This is a genomic window from Actinoplanes sp. URMC 104 (assembly GCF_051386375.1).
Taxonomy (GTDB): domain Bacteria; phylum Actinomycetota; class Actinomycetes; order Mycobacteriales; family Micromonosporaceae; genus Actinoplanes.
In genome coordinates this window covers 526,264-547,543 of record NZ_JBPQTO010000011.1, presented here as the reverse complement: position 1 = coordinate 547,543, position 21,280 = coordinate 526,264, and the positions used below count along the sequence as shown (strand labels likewise).

General features: G+C 73.5%; 21 protein-coding genes. 10 read left to right on the top strand and 11 right to left on the bottom strand.

From position 1 onward, the window contains the following. Positions 1-234: 234 nt before the first annotated feature. From ACSNN8_RS28360 to ACSNN8_RS28350, 3 genes are read right to left on the bottom strand one after another with little or no spacing between them, the layout of a single operon-like run. On the bottom strand, positions 235-2,136 hold the full coding sequence (locus ACSNN8_RS28360) for a multicopper oxidase family protein (protein ID WP_436652767.1): 1,902 nt from the start codon (positions 2,134-2,136) through the stop codon (positions 235-237). Beyond that, positions 2,133-2,576 (bottom strand): DUF6220 domain-containing protein, encoded by a 444-nt coding sequence (locus tag ACSNN8_RS28355; protein ID WP_436652765.1) that lies wholly within the window; start codon positions 2,574-2,576, stop codon positions 2,133-2,135. The genes ACSNN8_RS28360 and ACSNN8_RS28355 overlap by 4 nt, the downstream gene beginning before the upstream one ends. A 9-nt stretch (positions 2,577-2,585) precedes the next feature. Beyond that, entirely contained in the window at positions 2,586-3,563 is a 978-nt protein-coding gene (locus tag ACSNN8_RS28350) for a carboxymuconolactone decarboxylase family protein (protein ID WP_436652763.1), read from the bottom strand. 144 nt (positions 3,564-3,707) lie between these two features. Here ACSNN8_RS28350 and ACSNN8_RS28345 point away from each other — a divergent pair, with 144 nt between their 5' ends. Then, the gene (locus tag ACSNN8_RS28345; protein WP_436652761.1) at positions 3,708-4,841 is read left to right on the top strand and encodes a sensor histidine kinase; all 1,134 of its coding nucleotides are present in this window, start codon (positions 3,708-3,710) and stop codon (positions 4,839-4,841) included. Then, positions 4,838-5,497, top strand: a complete 660-nt coding sequence (locus tag ACSNN8_RS28340) for a response regulator (RefSeq protein WP_436652760.1) — start codon at positions 4,838-4,840, stop codon at positions 5,495-5,497. The genes ACSNN8_RS28345 and ACSNN8_RS28340 overlap by 4 nt, the downstream gene beginning before the upstream one ends. 6 nt (positions 5,498-5,503) lie before the next feature. On the opposite strand, the gene ACSNN8_RS28335 is transcribed toward ACSNN8_RS28340, so the two are convergent. Continuing rightward, complete coding sequence (locus tag ACSNN8_RS28335; RefSeq protein WP_436652759.1) at positions 5,504-5,995, bottom strand: hypothetical protein; 492 nt, start codon at positions 5,993-5,995, stop codon at positions 5,504-5,506. Between the two features lie 195 nt (positions 5,996-6,190). On the opposite strand from ACSNN8_RS28335, the gene ACSNN8_RS28330 reads away from it, so the two are divergent. Beyond that, complete coding sequence (locus ACSNN8_RS28330) at positions 6,191-7,480, top strand: acyltransferase family protein (protein ID WP_436652758.1); 1,290 nt, start codon at positions 6,191-6,193, stop codon at positions 7,478-7,480. On the opposite strand, the gene ACSNN8_RS28325 is transcribed toward ACSNN8_RS28330, so the two are convergent. Continuing rightward, positions 7,477-8,982, bottom strand: a complete 1,506-nt coding sequence (locus tag ACSNN8_RS28325) for a lysyl oxidase family protein (RefSeq protein WP_436652756.1) — start codon at positions 8,980-8,982, stop codon at positions 7,477-7,479. The genes ACSNN8_RS28330 and ACSNN8_RS28325 overlap by 4 nt on opposite strands. 145 nt (positions 8,983-9,127) lie before the next feature. Between ACSNN8_RS28325 and ACSNN8_RS28320 the strand changes: the two genes are divergently transcribed. Next, complete coding sequence (locus ACSNN8_RS28320) at positions 9,128-9,904, top strand: inositol monophosphatase family protein (protein ID WP_436652754.1); 777 nt, start codon at positions 9,128-9,130, stop codon at positions 9,902-9,904. A gap of 54 nt (positions 9,905-9,958) precedes the next feature. Here the strand turns inward: ACSNN8_RS28320 and ACSNN8_RS28315 are convergent, their stop codons facing one another. Then, positions 9,959-13,129 carry a LamG-like jellyroll fold domain-containing protein gene (locus ACSNN8_RS28315; protein WP_436652753.1) on the bottom strand — a complete coding sequence of 1,057 codons (3,171 nt, stop codon included), beginning with the start codon at positions 13,127-13,129 and terminating at the stop codon, positions 9,959-9,961. A gap of 187 nt (positions 13,130-13,316) precedes the next feature. On the opposite strand from ACSNN8_RS28315, the gene ACSNN8_RS28310 reads away from it, so the two are divergent. Continuing rightward, positions 13,317-13,637: an antibiotic biosynthesis monooxygenase family protein gene (locus tag ACSNN8_RS28310; RefSeq protein ID WP_436652752.1), complete on the top strand. Its 321-nt coding sequence runs from the start codon at positions 13,317-13,319 to the stop codon at positions 13,635-13,637. On the opposite strand, the gene ACSNN8_RS28305 is transcribed toward ACSNN8_RS28310, so the two are convergent. Continuing rightward, complete coding sequence (locus tag ACSNN8_RS28305; RefSeq protein ID WP_436652750.1) at positions 13,612-14,652, bottom strand: hypothetical protein; 1,041 nt, start codon at positions 14,650-14,652, stop codon at positions 13,612-13,614. The genes ACSNN8_RS28310 and ACSNN8_RS28305 overlap by 26 nt on opposite strands. A gap of 56 nt (positions 14,653-14,708) precedes the next feature. On the opposite strand from ACSNN8_RS28305, the gene ACSNN8_RS28300 reads away from it, so the two are divergent. Further along, complete coding sequence (locus ACSNN8_RS28300; protein ID WP_436652749.1) at positions 14,709-15,695, top strand: LacI family DNA-binding transcriptional regulator; 987 nt, start codon at positions 14,709-14,711, stop codon at positions 15,693-15,695. Here the strand turns inward: ACSNN8_RS28300 and ACSNN8_RS28295 are convergent. Next, positions 15,692-16,966, bottom strand: a complete 1,275-nt coding sequence (locus tag ACSNN8_RS28295) for a lactate racemase domain-containing protein (protein WP_436652748.1) — start codon at positions 16,964-16,966, stop codon at positions 15,692-15,694. The genes ACSNN8_RS28300 and ACSNN8_RS28295 overlap by 4 nt on opposite strands. Before the next feature lie 24 nt (positions 16,967-16,990). Continuing rightward, a complete protein-coding gene (locus tag ACSNN8_RS28290) occupies positions 16,991-17,560 on the bottom strand; it encodes an ester cyclase (RefSeq protein WP_436652747.1) in 570 nt (189 codons plus the stop codon). A gap of 58 nt (positions 17,561-17,618) precedes the next feature. Between ACSNN8_RS28290 and ACSNN8_RS28285 the strand changes: the two genes are divergently transcribed. Next, entirely contained in the window at positions 17,619-18,254 is a 636-nt protein-coding gene (locus tag ACSNN8_RS28285) for a TetR/AcrR family transcriptional regulator (protein ID WP_436652745.1), read from the top strand. 9 nt (positions 18,255-18,263) lie between these two features. Here the strand turns inward: ACSNN8_RS28285 and ACSNN8_RS28280 are convergent, their stop codons facing one another. Beyond that, positions 18,264-18,602 carry a VOC family protein gene (locus ACSNN8_RS28280; protein WP_436652744.1) on the bottom strand — a complete coding sequence of 113 codons (339 nt, stop codon included), beginning with the start codon at positions 18,600-18,602 and terminating at the stop codon, positions 18,264-18,266. 144 nt (positions 18,603-18,746) lie between these two features. After that, a complete protein-coding gene (locus ACSNN8_RS28275) occupies positions 18,747-18,950 on the bottom strand; it encodes a hypothetical protein (protein ID WP_436652742.1) in 204 nt (67 codons plus the stop codon). Between ACSNN8_RS28275 and ACSNN8_RS28270 the strand changes: the two genes are divergently transcribed. The 3 genes from ACSNN8_RS28270 to ACSNN8_RS28260 are packed head-to-tail and all read left to right on the top strand — an operon-like array spanning position 18,928 to position 21,272. After that, positions 18,928-19,533 (top strand): dihydrofolate reductase family protein, encoded by a 606-nt coding sequence (locus tag ACSNN8_RS28270; RefSeq protein WP_436652741.1) that lies wholly within the window; start codon positions 18,928-18,930, stop codon positions 19,531-19,533. The genes ACSNN8_RS28275 and ACSNN8_RS28270 overlap by 23 nt on opposite strands. A gap of 52 nt (positions 19,534-19,585) precedes the next feature. Further along, the gene (locus ACSNN8_RS28265; RefSeq protein WP_436652739.1) at positions 19,586-20,380 is read left to right on the top strand and encodes a DUF2785 domain-containing protein; all 795 of its coding nucleotides are present in this window, start codon (positions 19,586-19,588) and stop codon (positions 20,378-20,380) included. After that, positions 20,370-21,272: a fructosamine kinase family protein gene (locus tag ACSNN8_RS28260; protein ID WP_436652738.1), complete on the top strand. Its 903-nt coding sequence runs from the start codon at positions 20,370-20,372 to the stop codon at positions 21,270-21,272. Before ACSNN8_RS28265 ends, ACSNN8_RS28260 begins: the two co-directional genes overlap by 11 nt. Positions 21,273-21,280: the final 8 nt, after the last annotated feature.

The window sequence follows — 21,280 nt, the reverse complement described above, 5'->3', positions numbered from 1 at the left end:
GGCGGTTGCGGGTCGGTCGCGCGGATGTGCGGTGGTGCGTGCAAGACGTCTGCCCCCTGAGCGGGGGAGCGGAGGTGGGACCGGGGTGCTCAGTGGGGTGCGAGACGTTCGCCCGGGTGTGGGTGTGGGAATTCGTGATGATCGTGCGGGTGGGGTGCAGCGGCCGGAGGCGATGGCGCGACGGAGGTGTGGCGGCCCGAGATGGCGTGGGGAGGCGATGGGTGGGGCTGCCTCTCAGACGTACATGAGGTGCAGCATCATGCCGGCGTCGGCGTGGGGGAGGTTGTGGCAGTGGTTGGCCCACACGCCGGGGTTGTCGGCTCGGAACGCCACCTTCCACACCTCGCCGGGGCGGACGTCGAACGAGTCGAGCCACAGGGGGCTTCCGGTGGCGGGGCGGCCGTTGCGGGAGAGCACCAGAACGTGATGTCCGTGCAGGTGCCATGGGTGCACGGTCAGTGAGCGGTTCACGATGGTGAACATGACGACCTCGCCGCGGCGGACCTGTTGGACGGGGATGTCGGGGTCGGCGGCGCCGTTGACGGTGTGGGCGTAGCGGGGGAGCAGGCCGCGCAGGTCGGCGCCGCGGTCGAGCACGAGCGTGAACTCGCGGTCGAAGCGTGACCACGGCACGGGAGAAGCGGCACCGTGCGTGAGCGGATCGGGCATGGGCGACTGTGCGGTGGCGGCACGGCCAGAGAGCGAATCCGACGCCGGCGGCGGTGTGGGTGAGGGCGGGTCGGGTGCGGTCGGCGTGGGGAACGCGAGATCGGACCCGGGCGGCGGCAGGGGAGAGGCCGGACCGGGCGCCCGCGACGACGCGGGAGGGGCGGGTTCGGGCGCGGGCGGGGGCGCGGAAAGAGGGGAGCCGTACGTGAGGGGATCCAGCACGGGCCACCCGCCGGTGTCAGCGGTCACGGGGCCGGTCGCGTACGTCAGACGGCCGTCCACATAGAGCGCGCCCGCCCCGGTGAAGGCAAGGTCGTAGCGGCCGCCGGCGGGGATCGACAGGGCCGTGCCGGCGAGCGACGCGGGGCCGTGCAGGTCGACGCCGTCGATGGCGACGACCCGGAAGGGCGCGCCGGCCAGGGCGTACCGGTGGGTGGTGCTGTCGGTGTTGATCAGGCGCAGGCGTACGGGTGTCCCGGGCGCGACGGGCCTCGTGGCGGGTGCGGGCAGCAGCCGGCCGGCGAGGGTGTGGACCGGCAGGGTGACGTCGACGCCGCGCGGCGGGCCGGGGCGTACGACCAGAACGCCGTACAGACCCTTGCGGACGGCCGGGTCGGAAGCCGAGTGGGTGTGGTACCAGTACGTCCCGGCCTGGTCGACGGCGAAGAGGTAGACGAACTCCTGCCCGGGCAGCACCGCCGCCTGGGTCACGCCGGGCACCCCGTCCTGGCTGTTCGGCACGTCGTAGCCGTGCCAGTGCAGCGTGACCCCGCGTTCGATGTCGCGGTTGCGCAGCGTCACCTCCAGGACGTCACCGACGGTGGCCTCCAGGGCGGGGCCGGGCACCTGACCGTTGAACGCCCACGTGTCGCCGTCGACCGCGGCCGTCAGGATGAAGCGCTTGGTCGGCTTGCCGACGGCGGGCGAGGCGACCGGGCCGTGATCGTGGCGTACGGGCGGGGCAGCGCCGGCCGTGGCCGCGAGCCCGGTGCCCGCCACCAGCGCAGCGACCGCCACCACGACGGTCGCCCGGGCGACCGCGGGGGAGGGACGCGGGCCCAGCAGCCGCCAGGTGAGCGCGGTCGCGGCGGCGACCCCGGCGACCGCGAGCAGCCCCGTGGCCGCCGACACCGGATACCCGTGCAGGACCGTCACCAGCACGGCGGCGCCGGCGGCGTACCCGGCGAAAAACAGGGCCACCGGTCGCCGCGACCACACCGCGACGACCACCGCCGCGGCGCACAGCGGGGCGGCGATCACGACCTTCTCGGCGGCGAACCACCATCCGGCCCGGGCGAGCGCGAGGACGGTGACCGTACGCCCGGCCGTGGCGAGCAGCGCGAACAGGCCCAGGCCGAGCGCGGTCCGGCGGCGCCCGGCGGCAGCGGCGGCGCCCGCGCCGAGCCAGCCGGCCGCCGCGAGCACCGCGACGACGAGGTCGGCGGCGAGCCACGAGCCGGTGCTCATACCGGTTCCGCCGAGCGGGCGGGCGCGTCCGCGGCGGCCGGCTGCGCCCACCGGCCGGCCCCTCGCACGACCGCCACCACGACGTGCACGGCGATGATCCCGTTGACCGCGTGCACGCCGCCGACGATCAGGCCGAGGGTGGTGCTGCCGCCCGACGCGTCGGTGAACGCGTCCGCCAGCCCGGCGAGCAGCGCCTGCAGCACGGTCAGCCCCAGCGGCAGCACGGTCAGCACGACGAGCCGTCCGGGCGCCTTCGCGAGCACGGCGCAGAGCGTGGTGAGCAGGGTGAGGGCGGGGATCACGGCCATCCCGGTGATCGAGTGCAGGGCGTACGCGTCCTCGCCCGCCGGCCTCGTGAACGCGCCCACGGCGGCGAACACGAACTGCAGCGCGAAGACCACGAGCAGGACGGTGCTGGTGACGACGAAGGCTCGGCGCATGGCGTGCTCCTATCGGAGGGCCGGGTCGAGCGCCCGGCAGACGTGGTCGGTGGCCGCGAAGGCGCCGTACGCGACCAGGCGTACGAGGTCCGCGTCGGACGGGTGGGAGAGCCGCCACAGCGCGACGTCGCCCGGCGTGATCGCCGCGGGGGCGAACGCCGCCAGCAGCGCGATCCGCGTGCCGACCCGGTCGGCCGCGGGCAGGTCGCGCACCAGGTCGACGGCCCACTCGGCGGGCCGGTCGGGGTGGTGCCCGTCCTCCCATCGCACGGTGGCCGTGACGGTTCGCCGCGCCACGTCGCTCAGCAGCGCGCCGGCCGCCTCGGCGGCGTTCCGCAGGGCTCCGTACGCGGGACCGACCGGGCTGTCCCCGGCCCATGCGGGCGGATCGCCGGGCTGCACGAGCGACAGCCCGAGTCCCGGCTCCACGCCTCCGCGGGCTGCCCGCGCGCAGAGGCGCCCGCCCGCCGACCGCACGGCCGGGAAGCGCTGCAGCCCGCCCGGCAGCAGGTCCGGGGTCAGCAGGGCCGAGACGATGCGGTTGAGGAAGTGGAACGTCAGCAGCGTGCCGGTCAGCTCGGGACCCTGCGCACCGGTCCACGCCGTGGCCCGGGGACGGCGGCTGTCCGCGGCCCAGCGGGCGAGCTCGGCGTGCCGCGGCCGGGGCGGCGGATCACCGCGGGCGATCGTCTCGGCCGGCTCCGGCTCGCCGAGCGCGTGCAGCAGCGTCACGTGGGCGTCCACACAGAACCGGCACCGGTTGGCGAGCGACGTCGCTGCCGCCACCACCTCGCGCTCGACCCGGTCGGTGTCGCCCGCGAGCAGCGCCTCCCGCAGCAGCGCCCACGTCGGCGCGAGCAGCTCGGGCGCCGCGGCGAGGGCCTGGAAGGCGGGCAGCGGCCCGAGGAAGTCCCGCCGCATCTGACGGTGCACCTCGGCGGTCATGCCGTGCACGGCCTTGGCGGGTGTGAAGAATCGGTAGGTCATGGAGCCGATGCTCGGCGCGGCGGGCGTCGAAAGCGTCGTGCCGCCGCAGGCAGTTGGCGGGGTGCCGATACCGCGTCCGCAGTACGCCACATCTACCGCAGGCGCGGGACGACGCCCGCGGCCGAGCCGTCCTACAGTGCGAACGTGCGCCCGGATCTGCCCTACCTTCTCGGCGGCGTCACCCTCGGCGCCGTGCTGCTCGGCAACGCGGCCCTCGCGCCCGGCGCCGCACCCGTGCACGCCCTCGACGTCGTCCTGGCCGTGGTCATGGCCGCCGGCGTGGCCCTGTGCCGCCGCTACCCCGTGCCGGCGCTGCTGGTCGTGACCGCGTCCATGCTGGCCTTCCACCTGCGGGTGCACGCCGGTGTGACCGCCGCCTTCCCCGTGCTCGTCACCGTCTACAGTGCCGCCTGGCAGGGGCACCGGCTGCCGTCCGCGCTGGCGAGCGTCGTCTTCCTGGGCGGCTTCCTGAACCGCGACGTCACGGTCGCGCCCGCCGGTCGCCCGGGGCAGGAGATCGTCGAACGCACCTCGCTGCTGCTGGGCTGGTTCGTGGCCGCCAACGTGGCCGGGCTCGTCGCGCGGCAGCGCCGGGCCTACCTCGAACAGGTCGAGCAGCGCGCCGCCGACGCCGAGCGCACCCGCGAGGAGGTGGCGCTGCGCCGGGCCGGCGAGGAGCGCCTGCGCATCGCCCGCGACCTGCACGACTCGCTGACCCACAGCATCTCGGTCATCAAGGTGCAGGCCGGCATCGCCGTGCACCTGGCCCGCAAGCGCGGCGAGGAGCCGCCCGCCGCCCTGCTCGCCATCCAGGAGGCCGGCGGCGCCGCGATGCGGGAGCTGCGCGCCACGCTCGAGGTGCTGCGCGACGTCGACCGGGTCGGCCTGGCGCGCGTGCCGGAGCTGGCCGAGCGCACCCGCGCCGCCGGTGTCCCCGTGCAGCTGACGGTCTCGGGCACGCCGGCCGACCTGCCGGCCGAGGTGGACCAGGCCGCGTACCGGGTCGTGCAGGAGGCGCTCACCAACGTCGCCCGGCACGCCGGCCCCGCCGAGGCCCGCGTACTCCTCGAGTACGCCCCGGCCGGGCTGACCGTCTCGGTGACCGACGACGGCCGGGCCTCGCCCGCGCGGCCGGTCACGCCCGGGGTCGGCCTGCGCGGCATGCGGGAGCGGGTCACCGCGCTGGGCGGCTCCCTGGAGGCGTCGCACTGCGACGGGGGCGGTTTCGCCGTACGGGCCGTCTTCCCGCTCGTCACCGCGTCGTCGGCGGCCTCGTGATCCGGGTGCTGCTCGCCGACGACCAGGCGCTCATGCGGGCCGGCTTCCGGGCGCTGCTCGACGCCGAGGACGAGCTCGAGGTCGTCGGCGAGGCCGGGGACGGCGCCCGCGCCGTCGAGCTGGCCCGCCGCCTGCGCCCGGACGTCGTGCTGATGGACGTCCAGATGCCCGGCCTCGACGGCATCGAGGCCACCCGGCGCATCGCCGCCGATCCGGCGCTGAGCGCCGTACGCGTCCTGATCCTCACCAACTACGGCCTGGACGCGTACGTCTTCGCCGCCCTCCGCGCCGGCGCCAGTGGTTTCCTGCTCAAGGACGCCGACCCGGCCGACCTGCTCCACGCCGTGACCGTCGTCGCCCACGGCGACGCCCTGCTGGCCCCCGCCGTCACCCGCACCCTGATCAGCGAGTTCGTCGCGGGGCCGCCGCCCGACCCCGCCGCCGGCCGCGCCGTGCTCACCACCCGCGAACAGGAGATCGTCGAGCTGGTGGCCCGCGGCCTGACCAACGACGAGATCGCCGGCCGCATGGTGATCAGCCCGCTGACCGCCAAGACCCACGTGAACCGCGCCATGATGAAGCTGCACTGCCGCGACCGGGCCCAGCTGGTCGTCTGGGCCTACGAGTCGGGCCTGATAGCCCCGCGCCGCCGCTGACCCGCCTCAGGCGCCGGCCGCGGCCAGGAACGGCCGGGCGGCCGCGGACGGGGTCAGCACCGTGATCGAGGAGCCGTCGGTGAAGGTCAGGGTCAGGCGGCCGGACTTCTCGGCGGTGGCGGCCAGCTCGGCGCGCGGGCACTCCCAGCGCAGCCGCAGCGGCGAGTCCGGAGTCGGGTTGAGCAGGGCCCGCCACGAGGTGAGCCGCTGGGCCAGCACCAGCAGGCGGCGGTCGGTCAGGGCCACGATCCGCGGGTCGTTGACCGTGCGGATGTGCTCGTCGAGGGTCACCGCCCGGCTGCGCGGCGGTCCGGCGACGCCGCGGCGGGGGCCGGGGTCGCGGCGGCGCAGGCGGATCAGGGAGATGTCGGCCCGGGTGATCGGGGACGGGGGGTGGCCCTCGGCCCGGCCGGCCCAGACGGCGGCCCGGAAGGTCTCGCCGGGCTGCAGGTGCTCCTGCACCCGGGCCTGCAAGCGTGCGTCGTCGCCGGAGGTCACTGCTGCGCTCCTGTCCCTGTTTGCTGTGGTGCAGTCTGACACCGGTTCGAGGCCTCTGAAAACAGGGCACCGGTCGGATGATCAACATTGGCCGGACGGACGGGTGCCCGGGCGCGTCCGGTGGTTTACGGCCACCGCTCCGGCGTGGTCCTGTACGAGGGCTGTATGTTCACGACCCGTGGCGGAGGCCCACCCATGACTGCAAGTCCCGCCACTGCGGCACCCGCCGTGGCCGCGGCCGCATCACCGAAGTCCCGGAACCGGTACATCGACACGCTGCGGGCCCTCGCGATCGTCCGGGTCGTGATCTACCACGCGTTCGGCTGGGCGTGGCTCACCTATGTGCTGCCCGCGATGGGTGTCATGTTCGCGATCGCCGGCTCGCTGATGGCCGCCTCGCTGGCCAAGTCCGGCGCGCGTCAGGCGGTCTGGTCGCGCATCCGCCGCCTGCTGCCCGCGCTCTGGACGTTCGCCGCGGTGGCGCTGCCGCTGATGTTCTGGCACGGCTGGTCGGCCAGCGATCCCGATCACCCGCTGCACCGGCTCAACCTGGTGTTCTGGCTGTTCCCGCTCGAGGACCCGCCGGGCAGCTCGTGGGGTGAGCCGTTCTGGGAGGTGCTCTGGTACCTCCGGGCGTACCTGATCTTCGTGCTGGTCTCGCCGATCCTGTACTTCGCCTACCGCAAGCTCGGCTGGGCGATGGTGGCGATGCCGCTGGTCGCGCTCGCCGTGCTGACGGTCACCGGCTTCCGCCTGCCGGACCCGATCGACGGCATCATGTGGGACTTCGTCACGTACGCGGCCTGCTGGATCGCCGGGTTCGCGCACCGTGACGGCCGGCTGCACCGGCTGCCGCTGGCCGCGTGGATCGCGGTGGTGACCGCGGTCGGCGGCGTCGGGCTGTACTGGCTGTTCACGCACCCGACCGACTGGGGCTTCGACCTCAACGAGGTGCCGGTCGCCCGGACGCTCTGGTCGCTGGCCTTCGTCCTGATCGTGCTGCGGTTCCGCCCGACGATGGCGGTGCTCGAGCGGGCCGACTTCAAGTGGCTGTCGGAGTCGGTACGGGTGATCAACGCCCGGGCGATCACGATCTACCTGTGGCACTTCCCGCTGATCGCCGTGGGCGCGCGGGTGCTGGAGCACTACGAGGTGCCGTGGGCGACGTTCCAGTACATCATCTGGATGCTCGCGCTGGAGGGCGTCATGGTGCTCGGCGCGGTGCTGCTGTTCGGCTGGGTCGAGGACGTGTCCGCCAAGCGCAAGGCGTCGCTGTGGCCGCGGCAGGCGCTGGCGGGCATCCCCTCCGGCCCCGCACCCGCGAGCGTGGAGCCGGCCCCCGCTCCGCATGTCGAGCCGGCCCCGGCCCCGGCCCCGGCGCCGCGCGTCGCGGAACCGCAGAGGACCGGCACCGTCTACGGCTCGGCCGCGGTCCGCGGGGTGGCGCGGATCGACGAACCACCCCACGGACCGTCCGGCTCCTAGCCCTTGATGCCGTTGACCGGCGGCACGGTGAGCGTCCGCTTCGCCGCCGTGCCGCCGAGCACGATCTTGCGCAGCGACGTGTTGTTGCCGGTGCTCAGCTCGGCCAGCTTGCCCGCCGGGTTCGCCTTGACCTGGATGTAGTAGGTGCCGTTGGGCAGCCCGGTCACGTCGAACGACTGGCCGGGGCGGTCCTGCGTGTAGGTGTCGCCGTTGCCGATGTCGAGCACCTCGCGCACGCCCACCGACGTCTGCGTGCCGCACGACGTCTCGAGGTCGGTGTTGTAGGGCCGCCACTTGGCCTGCGGGATCGTGTAGTCGACCTGGTCGGTGTTGGCCAGGCAGAACGCCTCCTTGCCGCTGCGCGCCGCCTGCTTCTGGTCGGCCTTGAGCAGGTTGTACTGCGCGAAGTCGGTGAAGTGCCAGTGCAGGTGCCCGACCCGCTTGTCCCACTCCATCGTGCCGGCCGGGACCGCGCCGACCTGGTTGCCCTGGGCGTCGAAGAAGTACTGGTACGCGTCCATCAGGCCCTGCCCGCTGCGGCGGAACCCGTCGACCAGCAGCGGCGAGCTGCCGCCGTTCCACACGGTCGCGCCGAAGTTCACGTACCACTTGTTCTTGGGGGCCTTCTCGATCGAGATGCCCCACGCCGGCAGCGACCGCAGGTCCGGCCGCGGCCCGCTCGTGGGCGCCGCCGCGCGGACGTCCGGCTTGGCCGCGGGCCGGTACTCCGCGCGGTAGGACGAGACCTGCGGGCCGTGCTCGTGGTCGTGCGCCCGGGTCTCCGCCTTGGAATCCTCGCGCCCCTTGACCACGGTGAGGGCGACCGTGGCCGTGGCCTGCTTGGCGGTCATGCCGAACAGCTTCTGGTACGGGGCGTTGACGCTCACGGTCACCGTGTACTTGCCGACCGGCAGGTCGAACGCTTTGCCGTGGGTGGGCAGGTCGTCGGTCGACGAGGCCCAGCCCGCCTGCACGCCCCAGACCGCGCCGAGCGCGAACGGGTTGCCCGCGTCGCAGCCGAACGGGTACGGCGTCTGCGCGGGCGCGTCCGGCCGGGTGCGCACGGAGTCCTCGGAGTTGGGGCACCAGTTGGTCCAGTAGCGCTTGACCACCGCGCCCTTGCCGTTCTTGATCGTCACCGTGGTGAGCCGCTTGAGCCCGGCGAAGTCGGTCACGGTGCCCTTCGGCAGCGCCACCCGCTTGCCCGCCGTGACGAGCTCCGCCGTGATCGGGTTCGCGTACGACTTGCGGGCGGCCCGGATCTCCAGCGGCTCCTTGCCCGCCACCACGTTGAGGCCGAGGTCCAGGTCGACGGTGAAGCCGTCGCCGATGTCGTACCGTTCCGCCGTGATGCTCCTGCTCGCCGCGACCAGGCTCGCCCCCGCGGGCGCCGTGGCCGCGTCGGCCACCTGGATCCCGACGAAGGCCAGCGTCGCCGGCGTGATCCCGGCCAGCGCGGCGAGCGCCCACCTGCGACGGCGGCGCCGATTCTCGTGCGTCATGCTTGTGTCCCCCCAGAGCGCGTACGAATTCACGTGCGCCCATGCAACCCGCAAGCCTGTGAGGCTGCTGTGAGCAAACGGCAGACGCCCCTCGAATCAGCGGCGCGCTGTCCGGTATCCGACGGCCTCCGCTAGCGTGGCCGGAATGGACCGGGATCTTCTCGCGGCGCGCGACCTCGCCGCCACCTTGGCCGTACGGGCGGGCCGGCTGCAGCTCGAGCGGCGCGACACCCTGCGCGTCGGCGCGCCCAAGGCGCACGCCAACGACGTCGTCTCCGACGTCGACATCGCCAGCGAACGGCTCATCGTCGAGGCGGTCTCGGCCGCCTGGCCCGACGACGCCGTGCAGGCCGAGGAGGGGCACGGCCGGGCCGGCGGGAGCGGCTGGAAGTGGGTGATCGACCCGCTGGACGGCACCCGCAACTACATCAGCCGCACCGGCCCGTGGTCGGTCTGCATCGCGCTGTACGAGGGTGACGAGCCGCGGGTGGCGGTCGTGCACGAGCCGGTCGCGGACGAGACGTTCAGCGCGGTCGACGGCGGGGGAGCGCTGCTCGGTGACGAGCCGATCACGGCGTCGAGCGGGCCGCCGCTGGACGAGGCGCTGATCGGCGTCAGCTTCCAGCCCGGCCCGCGGACCAAGGCGCGCGCGGGCCGGGTGATCGCCGGCCTGCTGCCGGTCTCCGGCGACATCCGGCGGCTGCCGGCGGCGCTCAACCTGGTCTACCAGGCCGCGGGCCGGCTCGACGGCGGCCTGGCGCTGGACACGAAGCTGTGGGACATTGCGGCCGGCGCGCTCATCGCCCGCGAGGCCGGCGTCGTACTGGGCGGGCACGGCCCGGACTACACCACCGAGCTGACCGTCGGCGCCGCCCCGGCGCTGTGGCCGGTCCTGTCCGAGCGGGTCCGCTCGCTCGCGTGAGAAAGGCCCACCCCGCGAGCCGCGGGATGGGCCTTTCCTGCTTCGGTCCGGTGGTCAGCCGGCCTCGGCCTGGTACAGGGCCGCCACCTCGGCGTCGGTCAGCGACCGGTCGTACGCGTGGACCTGGTCGACCGAGCCCGACCAGTAGTCGGTCCGGTTGCCCGCGTACTTGGCGCGGCCGACCGACAGCGGGCCGGTGCTCACCACGTCCGGGCCGGCCGGCACCGCGGCCACCCGCTGCCCGTCGACGTACAGCCGGGCCTCGCCGGTGGCGTGGTCACGCACGCCGACCAGGTGGTACCAGCGGTTCAGCTCGGGCTGCACCTCGAGGCGGGCCCGGTTGCCGCCGGGCGTGCTGAAGGCGAACGCGCCCTGGCCGTACTGCAGGTAGAACGGGTTCTCGCGGGTGCGGCCGTCCTGGCTGACCACGGTCGCGTAGTTGCCGGGCAGCTCGTCGAGCGTCACCCACGCCGACACCGTGTAGTCCTTGGTGGTGTCGAGCACCGGCGCCGCGGTGTCGGCCGAGTCGCCGTCACCGTCGAACTTCAGCGCGGAGCCGCTCCTGCCGGTCGTCCACGCGGTGTCACCGGTCAGGGTGAGGTCCGCCTTGCTGCCGCTCGAGTCGCGGGCGACGGTGCCGGCGCCCTCGTCCAGCGCCCAGTCGCCGCGGCCGGGGAACGTCGCGTCCGAGGCCGGGTTGGCGCCCGCCGCGATGACCTTGAGGTTGACGGCCCGTACGGCCGCGGGGTCGACCTTGATCTCCCGCCGGTCGTAGGTCCACAGGCCGTTGAGCTCGGTCTCCAGGTCGGTGATCTGGGTGTAGACCGATCCGGACAGCTCGGCCCCGGCGGCCTCGAGGTAGAACCGCTCGGTGTTGTCCACGTACTTCGCGGTCAGCGCGGCCTTGTCGGCGACGCCGCTGTAGATGACGGCCGGCGGGCCGGGCCACATGTGCCCCGGGGTGCGCAGCGTGAAGCCGCCGTGCTCGCCGTCCATCGCGATGCGGGTCGCGTCCGGGTACGCCGGGTCGGTGTTGTTGTAGTCGTGGTGGTCGATCACGTCGCCGCGACCGGAGTCACCCTTGGAGGCGCAGCAGTTCACGCCGCTGTGGGCGTTGAGGATGCGCGACGGGTCGAGCGCCTTCATCTCGTCGGCGATCCGCCCGGTGGCCGTACGGTCCCACTCGCCCCAGCCCTCGTTGAACACGATCCAGCCGATGATCGACGGGAAGTTGTGCAGTTGCCGCATCTCCTCGCGGCCCTGGCTCAGGAACGCCTCCTGGCCTCCCGCGCCGGTGATGTCGGCCGACACGAAGTCCTGCCACACGAGCAGGCCGAGCTCGTCGGCGTGCCGGTACCAGCGGGCCGACTCGACCTTGATGTGCTTGCGGACCGCGTTGAAGCCGAGCTTCTTGGTCTCCACCAGATCGAACCGCAGCGCCGCGTCGCTGGGCTGGGTGTAGAGCCCGTCGGGCCAGAAGCCCTGGTCCAGCGTGGCGAGCGAGAAGATCGGCTTGCCGTTGAGCACGAGCTTGGGGAAGCCGCCGACCTTCTGCACCTCGACCTGCCGCAGACCGAAGTAGCTGCGGACGGTGTCCGCGCCCAGCCGGACGTCGAGGTCGTAGAGGTACGGGTCGTCCGGGCTCCACAGGTGCGGGTCGGTGACCTTCAGCGTCAGCGGCGTGTTGGCCGCGCCGGTCACGGTGCCGACCTTGCGGCCCCGCTTGTCGAGCGCGGTGGCGGTCACCTTCGCGGTCGAGTTCGCGTTCACCCGGACGGTCGCCGAGGTCAGCGTCGGGGTGACGACCACCTCGTCGATCGCGCCCGGCACGACCGGCTCCATCCACACGGTCTGCCAGATGCCCGACGACGGCTCGTAGACGATGCCGCCCGGGTTGAGCGACTGCTTGCCCTTGGGCTGGTCGGGGCCGGTCACGTCGGTGACGCCGACGATGATCTCCTGCGGGCTGCCGCGCTTGAGGGCGTCGGTGATGTCGGCGGTGAACGCCGTGTAGCCGCCGGTGTGCTCGGCGACCAGCTTGCCGTTGACCCACACCCTGGCCTGGTAGTCGACGGCGCCGAAGTTGAGCTTGACGCGCTTGGTGCGCCAGCCGCTCGGCACGGTGACGAGCTTGCGGTAGAACATGTGGTCCTCGCGCCGCTCGATGCCCGACAGCTGCGACTCCACCGGGAACGGCACGACGATCCGCTCGCCGAGCCTCTTGCCGAACGCGGGCTGCTGGCCCTCCTCGGCGCCGGCGAACTCCCACGGGCCGTTGAGGTTGAGCCAGTCCTTGCGGACCAGCTGCGGCCGCGGGTACTCCGGCAACGGGTGGTTCTCGTTCAGCCGGTCGCCCCACGGGGTGGTCAGGCGGTGCGTGGACGTGTTGGTCGCCGAGCGGAAGAGCTGCGGCACGGTTTCGCCGCCGACCTTCAGCCCGCCGGTCCCGTCGTAGGTGACCCGGACCCGCTGGCCCTTCTGCACGGCCGCGCCGAGCGTGACGACGACCTTCGTGGTGTCGCGGCGGTCGACGCGCGCCGACGCGACGGGGAACGGCGTGGTGTCGACCTCGACCGTCAGGTGCTGCGCGAACTGCGCGAGGTCGTCGACCCGGGCGTCGAAGTCCGCGGTGAGTGTCCTGCCGTCCGTGCCGACGGTGAAGCCGGCGGGGAAGACCTGGAAGCCGTCCGGCGGGGTGAACGCCGACTCGGGCACGATCTGCTTCGCCAGCCCGGCGGCGGACCAGCGCAGGAACAGATTCGCGCCGCCGACGTCCTGGAACATCTCGATGCGGACCGTGTGCGCCTCGCCCGCCACCAGGTGCACGGGGGCGCTGGTCTGCTCGACGTCCCAGTCGCCGACCCAGTGGTCGATCACCGGCTCGTCGTCCAGGAAGAAGCGGAACCCGTTGTCGCCGATCAGGAAGAACGTGTAGTCGCCGGTCGCGGGCGCGGTCAGCTTGCCGGTCCAGCGGGCCGTCGTGTGCTCGGTGCGGCCGGTCAGCGACTGGAAGCTGCCGGCCAGGCCGGGCAGGTCGATGTTCGGGTCCAGGACGGTGCCGCCCAGCTCCGCGAAGTCGCGGGCGCCCGGGGCGGACATCCGGAAGTACTCACCCTTGAGGCCGTGCACGGTCGCTGCCGCCTGGGGCGCTCGGGCGTAGGCGGCGCCGGACGGGACCGCGAGGGCGGACAGGACCAGCAGGACGGCCAGGAGGATCGGTCTCACGGGTGATCGCGGCATCGAGTGTTTCCCTTCGATCAACGGCGCATTGCGATCACATTCAGGCATTCACATGCGTGATGTCAACACATCGAAACAACCGCGAACACATTCGCTATCGGGTTTGCACGTGCGCGCACGCCGGCCGGCCCGTGGGAGGGTGCAGGGGTAACCGGCACGACGAGGGGGAGTCATGATCGCGAGGACGTGGCGCGGCTGGGCCCGGGCCGGGACGGCCGCCGCTTACGAGCACCACTACCGCACCGAGGTGGCCGCGCACCTGCGCAGGGTGCCGGGCTTCCTGGGCGCCCGGCTGCTGCGCGGCACCGAAGGCGACGAGGTGGTGTTCACCTCGATCACCTACTTCGCCGGGCCGGACGACGTGCGCGCCTTCGCCGGCGACGACGTCGGCGCCGCGATGGTGGAGGGGGAGGCGCGCCGGGTGCTGACGCGGTGGGACGAGCGGGTGCGGCACGACGAGGTGGTCGTCACGATCGCCGGCGGGATCGGATGACGGCCAGGGCGACGGCCAGGCCCGCCGCCAGCGCGGCGACGCCGCCGGCGACCACGAGCAGGTAGCGGGGCGGGCCCGCCTGCGACTCGCCGGCCCTCGGCGTGGCGCCGCCGGGGCTGGGCGTCTCCGGGCTGGGCGTCTGCCGGCTGGGCGTCGCTGCTGCCGTGGCGGTGGGGGACGGGCGATCCGGCAGGGGATAGCGCAGTATCCGGGGACGTACGCCCTCGGAGACCGTCAGCAGCGAGCGGCCGTCGGCGCTGTAGGTCACCGACTCGCCCTGCGGCTCGTCGGGCAGCGGGATCGGGCGGGGCGTGCCCCCGGTGAGCGCCGCCACCACGTCGCCGCCGGGCACGTCGAACTCGAAGGCGTCGGCGTACGTGCGCAGCACCACGTGGCGGCCGTCGGGCGAGGCGGCGGCGCCGGTGACCGCGGCGCGGCCCAGGAACGAGAACGGGTTGCTCGTGGTGCTCGACGGCAGGGAGACCTCGCCCGCCGCGGTGAGCCGGGTGGTGGCCGTGCCCGGCGCCGCGGCGGTGTAGAGGCGGGCGTCCTTGGTGACCACGATCGGGCTGCCCCCGGCGGTCACCAGCAGCGCCTCGGCGTCGTGCGGGCCGTCGGGATAGGTCAGCCGGTGCAGGGTCGCGCGCCCGGCGCCGGGCGCGAGCTTCCACAGCGCGACGGTCCCGCGGTTGCGGCCGTTGTCGCCGATGTCAGCTACCCACACCGTGCCGCCGGCGCCGCGGGCCAGGTCCTCGGTGTCGCGCGGCCGGGAGGCGTACGGGACGGTCCTGGTGACGCGGCAGCGGCTGTTCAGGAAGAAGATCCGGCGGTGCGAGGCGAGGTCGGCGCCGTCGTTGACCACCACGTAGCCGTCGCCGGTGGCGAGCATGCCGGAGAGCTCGTCGAGCCGGTCGTCGGCGATGGTGCACACCGTCGTGGCCGGCGCCGCGGAGGCGGGCGTGGCCGGGGCCAGGATCGCGACGGCCACCAGGGCGCCGGGCAGGAGAGTGCGCATTCGACCTCGTCGGACAGGGCTGTTTTGCGGACGTTGACCGATTTACCATTCCGGGCATGGGCCGCCCGACAATCTACGACGTCGCGCGCGAGGCGGGGGTGGCCGCTTCGACGGTGTCGCGGGCGTACGCCCGGCCGGGTCGGGTCAACGCCGACACGGCTCAGCGGATCTTCGAGGCCGCGCAACGGCTCGGCTACCGCTCGGGGGCGACCCGGCAGGCGGCCCCGGCCGGCGGGCAGAACGCGATCGCGCTGGTGGTCGCGGACGTCACGAACCCGTTCTACGGCGACATCATCAAGGGCGCGTACGAGGCGGCGCGCGAGGCCGGCTACCAGCTGATCCTGTCGCACACCAACGAGTCGCCGAAGGTGGAGCGCCAGACGATCGAGCAGGAGCTCGCGCAGGTCGACGGGGTGGTGATCGCCAGCTCGCGGATGACCGACTCCGCGCTGCGGATGGTCGCCAAGCAGAAGGCGGTCGTGCTGCTCAACCGGATCATCCCGGAGGCCAACTGCGTGCTCAACGACGCCGAGCGCGGCATCCGGCGGGCCGTCGAGCACCTGGCCTCGCTCGGGCACGACCGGATCACGTACGTGGCGGGTCCCGAGACGAGCTGGTCCGACGGCGTGCGGTGGCGGGCGTTGCGCAAGGCCGCCGCGGAGCTGGGCGTCGAGCCGCGCCGGATCGGGCCGTACGAGCCGACCGTGCTCGCCGGGCTCAGCGCCGCGCTGCGCGTGGCCGAGACCGACGCGACCGCCGTGCAGGCGTACAACGACCAGCTCGCGATCGGCATCCTCAAGGGGCTGGGCCGCCTCGGCGTGGCGGTGCCCGAGCAGGTCAGCGTCGTCGGCTTCGACAACATCATCTTCGACGAGCTGGTCGAGCCGCAGCTCACCACGATCGCGTCGCCGCTCTACCGGATGGGGTTCACCGGCGTGCAGAACTGCATCGCCGTGTCGCAGGGCGCCAAGCCCAGCGGCCGGCCGCTCGTGCTGCCCGTACGCCTGATCGTGCGCGGCTCCACCGCCCGCGCCCGCCGCTAGCGCAGCCGGAACAACACCTCGCCGGCCCGCGGCACCACCATCGTGTCCGGGTCCGCCTCGAACGCCGCCACGTCGATCGTCACCGGGTCGCGGTAGCCCAGGTTCACCGCGCGGCACACCTCTTCGGGGATGCCGGTCGCCAGGGTCACGTCCACCCGCAGCTTCTCCACCCCGGTCGCTGCGTCGTACGTGCCCGCCCCGCGCAGGTGCGTGGAGTGGGCCAGCACGCCCCAGTGGACGTGGTCGAACCGGTCCCACTGCTTCACGAAGTAGTCCCGGCAGTGGTAGCCGATCTCGTGGATCGCCGGATGGCTCGTCGCGATCTCGGTGATGTGCGGGGCGTAGAGGATCACCTCGCCGCCGTCGGCCACCACCGGCTCGACCTTGTAGAAGCCCTTGGCGCCGGTCCAGATCTCGTCGTACATGCGCGGGATCAGCGACAGCACCCGCCGCACCGGCCGATCCAGGTACGTCACGTGGGTCGCGGCGCTGATCTCGGCGGCGCTCGCCCACGACGAGATGCAGTCGCCGAACGAGATCGAGTGCAGCGCGCTGCTCTTGTCGTCGTCGACGCCGTCGTGCGACGCGGTGACCACGCAGAACGCGTACGTCTCCGCCGGGATCATCGCCGCGCCGTCGTTGATCAGAGCCCGTACGGGGGTGAGCTCGGTCGTGCCGATGATCTCCGCCGACGTGATGAGGGCGCCCAGCCAGTGCGACACGTCGATGATCTGCTGCCCGGCCACGCCCGGGAAGAAGTACTTGTTGCCGCCCGACATGCCCACCACCTCGTGCGGCAGCACCGGGCCCACCACGATCGCCACGTCGTGCTCCACGACCGCCCGGTTGAGCAGCACCGGCACGTCCAGGCTCATCCGCCCGTCCGACAGCTCCTCCACGCGCGAGCGCGGGATCGTGCCGAGGTGCGCGAACGTCGACGGCTCCCACCACTCGTGGTTGAGCACCGTGGTGTCCTCGTACGGGCCGCCGAGGTGGGTCCGGAGGGCTTCCGCCGACATCGCGCCGTGCGTGCCCAGCGCGATGAGGACGGTCAGCCGTGACACCCGGCCGTGCAGCGCCTGGTGCACGGCCCGGACCAGGAGCGGCAGCGGGCAGGTGCGGGTCGCGTCCGGCACGAGCACGCACACGCTGCGCCCGTCCACGTCGATCCCGCCGAGCTGCTCGCCGACGAACGCCGTGACCTCGCCGGGGGTGAGCACCCGGTCGGCGCCGCCCACCCGCGCGGCCCGCCCGGTCACCGTGGAAGTCATGCCGCCTCCTTCTCGCCGCCCTGCTCAGGCCGACGCTACGCCCTGCTTCTCCCGGCGGGGCGCGAGGGCGGGCTGCATCTGCTGCTGCTGCTGGCGGGCGGCCTGCCGCGTGGCGAGCGCCATCCGCACCAGGAACAGCGGCGTCGGCGGCACCCAGTGCAGCTGCTTGCTCATCGTGAGGTCGTCGCGGTTCGCCCAGTGCTCCACCACCTTGCCGTCGCGCATCCGGCTCCAGTGGGTGTGCGTCACCGCCATCCGGCGCCCGGTCGGCGGGATCGCCTGGGCCACGCGACCGTGCTCGTCGTACGCGACGAACGGCCCGACCTGACGCCCGGACATCGTGCAGTGCACGACGACCAGGTCGCCGGATTGCACCGCCTCGTGGATGTCGAACTTCAGGTCGGCGAAGCCGGCACGCAGCCAGCGTGCGGTGGCGGCGAAGGCGTCCGGGCCCCGGCCCCGGCAGTCCGGCGGCTCGTCCTTGGCCTCGCGGTTGACCGCCTCGGGATGGACGACGTCGTGCAACTCGGCCAGGTCGCCGGAGGCCATGATGGTCATGGCGCGGACGGCGGTCTCGATGTCGTTGGTCTCCACAGTGCACCTCTCATTCGGTTACTATGGCCGAGTATTCGATACTGGCGGACGGTAGGCAATGAACAGACGGCCATACGACAACACGCTGCGCGCCGAGCAGGCCCGCCTCACCCGCCGCCGCGTGCTCGCGGCCGCCCACGACCTGATCGTCGCCCGCGGCCCCAGCGCGGTCACCATGCGCGACGTCGCGGCGGAGGCGGGCGTGTCGGCCGAGACCGTGCAGAAGGCGTTCGGCAGCAAGGCCGCGCTCATCAAGGAGACGTACGACGTCACCCTGGCCGGCGACGACGAGCCCGTCCCGATGATCGACCGCCCCGAGTACCACGCGCTCCTGACCGCCCCCACGCCGATCGAGAAGCTCTCCCGCTACGCCGCCATCGCGCGCGCGTTGAGCGAACGGCTCGGCCCGTTGCTGTCGAAACTGCTGGCCGGCGCCCGCAGCGGCGACCCCGACCTCGCCACCTTCCGCGAGACCATCAACGCCGAACGCCTGGTCGGCGCCACCTGGATCGTCGGCCAGCTCGCCGACCTCGGGGGCCTGCGCGCCGACCTGCCCCCCGACCAGGCCCGCGACATCGTCTGGGCCATGATCGCGCCCGAGCTCTACGAGCTGTTCGTCACCGACCGCGGCTGGACCTCCGAGCAGTACGAGCAATGGCTGACCCGGGCCCTCGTGGACGCCCTGACCGGCTGACCCCCGGGGTCACCCCCGGCTCTCCCGGCCGGCCGCCGCCACGATGGCGTTGTCCGGTCCGGCCCGCACGATCTCGAAGTTGTCCTCGGGGTCGGCGACGTAGACGGACCGGCCGGGGAAGAACCCGGCGTCCGCCGGCTGCTCGGTGATGCGTCCTCCGGCCGCCCGGAACCGCTCCGCGAGCCGATCGACCTCGGCCGCCTCCCGCACGACGATGCCGATGGTGAACCGGATGCCGCCGCGGCCGAGTTCCTGGTCGCCGCGGCCGTCGGCGGCGAGCCGCTCGGCCGGGAACAGGGCCAGCACCGCTCCGTGCAGCCGGAACGCGGCGAAGTCGGCATCGTCCACGACCTGCGGAATCCGAGGGCACGGTAGAAGTCGCGCTGCCGCGGCACGTCACGGACGCCCAGGGTGAAGACGTTCGCCAGGGGCGTGGGCAGGGCGTCCGGACCTGCGTCGGTCATCGCCCCAGGACGGGGCGGCCTCGGCGGCTCAGACAGACCCGTCCAGCGAGGTGACCTTGCCCGCCAGGGAGTTCGGGCTGGTCCGCGTCACGCCCCGGATCACGGCCGAGCTGCCCGCCTCGGACAGGATGAAGGTCTTCAGCGACGGCGCGGATGCGGTATCGTCCGCACGACTGATTGCGTTTCGCAACCACTTGAGGAGGTCCGCGGTGACGCACACCACGAGCCACATGTCGATCTCGCTGGACGGCTTCGTCGCCGGGCCGGAGCAGAGCCGGGAGAACCCGCTGGGCAGGCGGGGGCGCGAGCTGCACGGCTGGCACATCGGCGACCCGCGGGCCACCGACGCCGACAAGGTGGCGAACGAGTGGCTCATGCGCCCGCGAGGCGCGTACGTGATGGGGCGCAACATGTTCGGCCCGATCCGCGGGGAGTGGGACGAGGAGTGGACCGGGTGGTGGGGCGCCGAGCCGCCGTACCACGCGCCGGTGTTCGTGCTGACCCACCATGCCCACGACCCGATCGAGATGGAGGGCGGGACGACGTTCCACTTCGTCACCGGGGGCTTCGACGCCGCGTACGCCGCGGCGTGCGAGGCCGCGGGGGACAAGGGCGTGGACATCGCCGGCGGCGCGTCGACCGTCCGGCAGGCCCTCGTCGCGGGCGTGATCGACGAGTTCACCCTCGACATCGCCCCGGTGCTGCTCGGGTCGGGTGAGCGCATCTTCGACGGGGTCGAGTCGTTCGGCTTCGAGCCGGTGGAGGTGCTGCACTCGCCGCTGGCCACCCACATCCGCTACCTCCGCGCCGGCTGACCGGCACGCGCCTGCCGTCGCGCGCCGCGGGGCCTTCGCTATCCTCACCCGGGTGAGCGACGTCCCCGCGCCGGCAGATCTCGAGGCGTCGCTCGCGGAGCTGCTCGAGCTGCTCGCCTCGCCCGATCCCCAGGTGCGCGACGGGCACGCGTACGCCACTCTGGCCGGCTGGATCCGCGGCGGTGTGCTCGATGCCCGGCTCCCCGCGCTCGGCGACGCCCTGACCGGCCGGCTGGCGGACCCGCGCGTGCAGGCGCGCACGTTCGCGCCGCTCGTTCTGGCCGCCGCCGTCGACCGCGACCGTACGGAAAGCCTGCTCGACGGCGCGACCGTGCGGCGCTGGCTGGAGGCGTTCGCCGCCTGGTGGCCGGCCGAGCGTGACGTGCGCGGCTGGGACGACCGGCTCGGCTGGTTGCACGCGATCTCCCACGGCGCCGACCTCGCCGGCGCGCTGGGCGCCTCCCCACGGCTCGCGGCTCCCGACCTGACCGTGCTGCTCGACCTCGTCGGCAGGCGGACCGTCGCGTCCACCGGATACCGCTTCGCCCAGATGGAGGAGGACCGGCTCGCCCGGGCGCTGACCCGGATCCTGGCCCGCCCGCAGGTCACCGAGCCCGCCGCGACCGGGTGGCTGCGCCGGGTGGACGAGCTGTTCGACGGCGTCGGGCCCGGTCCGCTGCCGGTACCGGTGGCCAACACCCTCGCGGTGCTGCGGGCGACGTACGTCATGGCCGACCGGCGCGCCCTGCCGCACCGCACCGCGGTCACCGACGCCATCGCCGTACGCCTGAACACCGCCTTCGACGCGTACCCGCCGCAGCGCGAGGACCGTGCCGATGTCCCGTGAGACCGTGCTGAGCGCGACCGATCTGGCGCAGCGGCTGTCGCGGGCGGGGATCCGCGACGTCGTCGCCGTCGAGCCGGTGAGCGGCGGACTCGCCGCGATCGCCGGCATAGCCCGGCGCGCGGACGCGCCGTCGGTCTTCGTCAAGGCCTTCGCCGCAGCGCCGGACGGTGACGGGAACGCCTTCGTCGCCGAGGCCGAGGGGCTGGCGGCCCTGCGGGAGCTCGGCGGCCTGGCGACCCCCGAGGTGATCGTGGCGGACCGGGAGGTGCTCGCGTTGTCGCTGCTGCAGCCCCGGCCGCGCAGTGCGGCCTTCTGGGAGCAGTTCGCGCACGCGCTCGCCCGCGCCCACACGAGCACAGTGCATCCCCGCTTCGGGTGGCACCGCGACAACTGGTTGGGTCGCCGCCGGCAGGTCAACACCTGGGCCGACGACGGGTTCGCCTTCTTCGCCGAGCACCGGCTGCTCCGCTGGCTTCCCGAGCCCCGCGTCGAGGCAGCGCTCGACCGCGCGGACCGGGCCGCGCTGGAACGGCTGTGCGCTCGGCTTCCCGAGCTGCTGCCGGACCGGCCGGCCTGCCTCACCCACGGCGACCTGTGGGCGCAGAACGTGCTGGCCACCGCGGACGGACGAGCGGCGGTGATCGACCCGGCGGTGTCGTACATGTGGGCCGAGGTGGACCTGGCCCACCTGTGGACCACGGCGCCGCCGCCGGAGTCGCGCCGGTTCTTCGAGGTCTACGCCGAGCTGACCGGGCTCGACGCCGGCTGGCCCGCCCGCATGCCGATCGTCCAGCTGCGGCAGCACCTGGCGGTCGTGGCCCAGTTCGACGACGACTGGGGCGCCGCCGAGATCATCCGTACCACGCTGGCGCCCTTCCGTGCGGCCGGCTGACGCAGAGG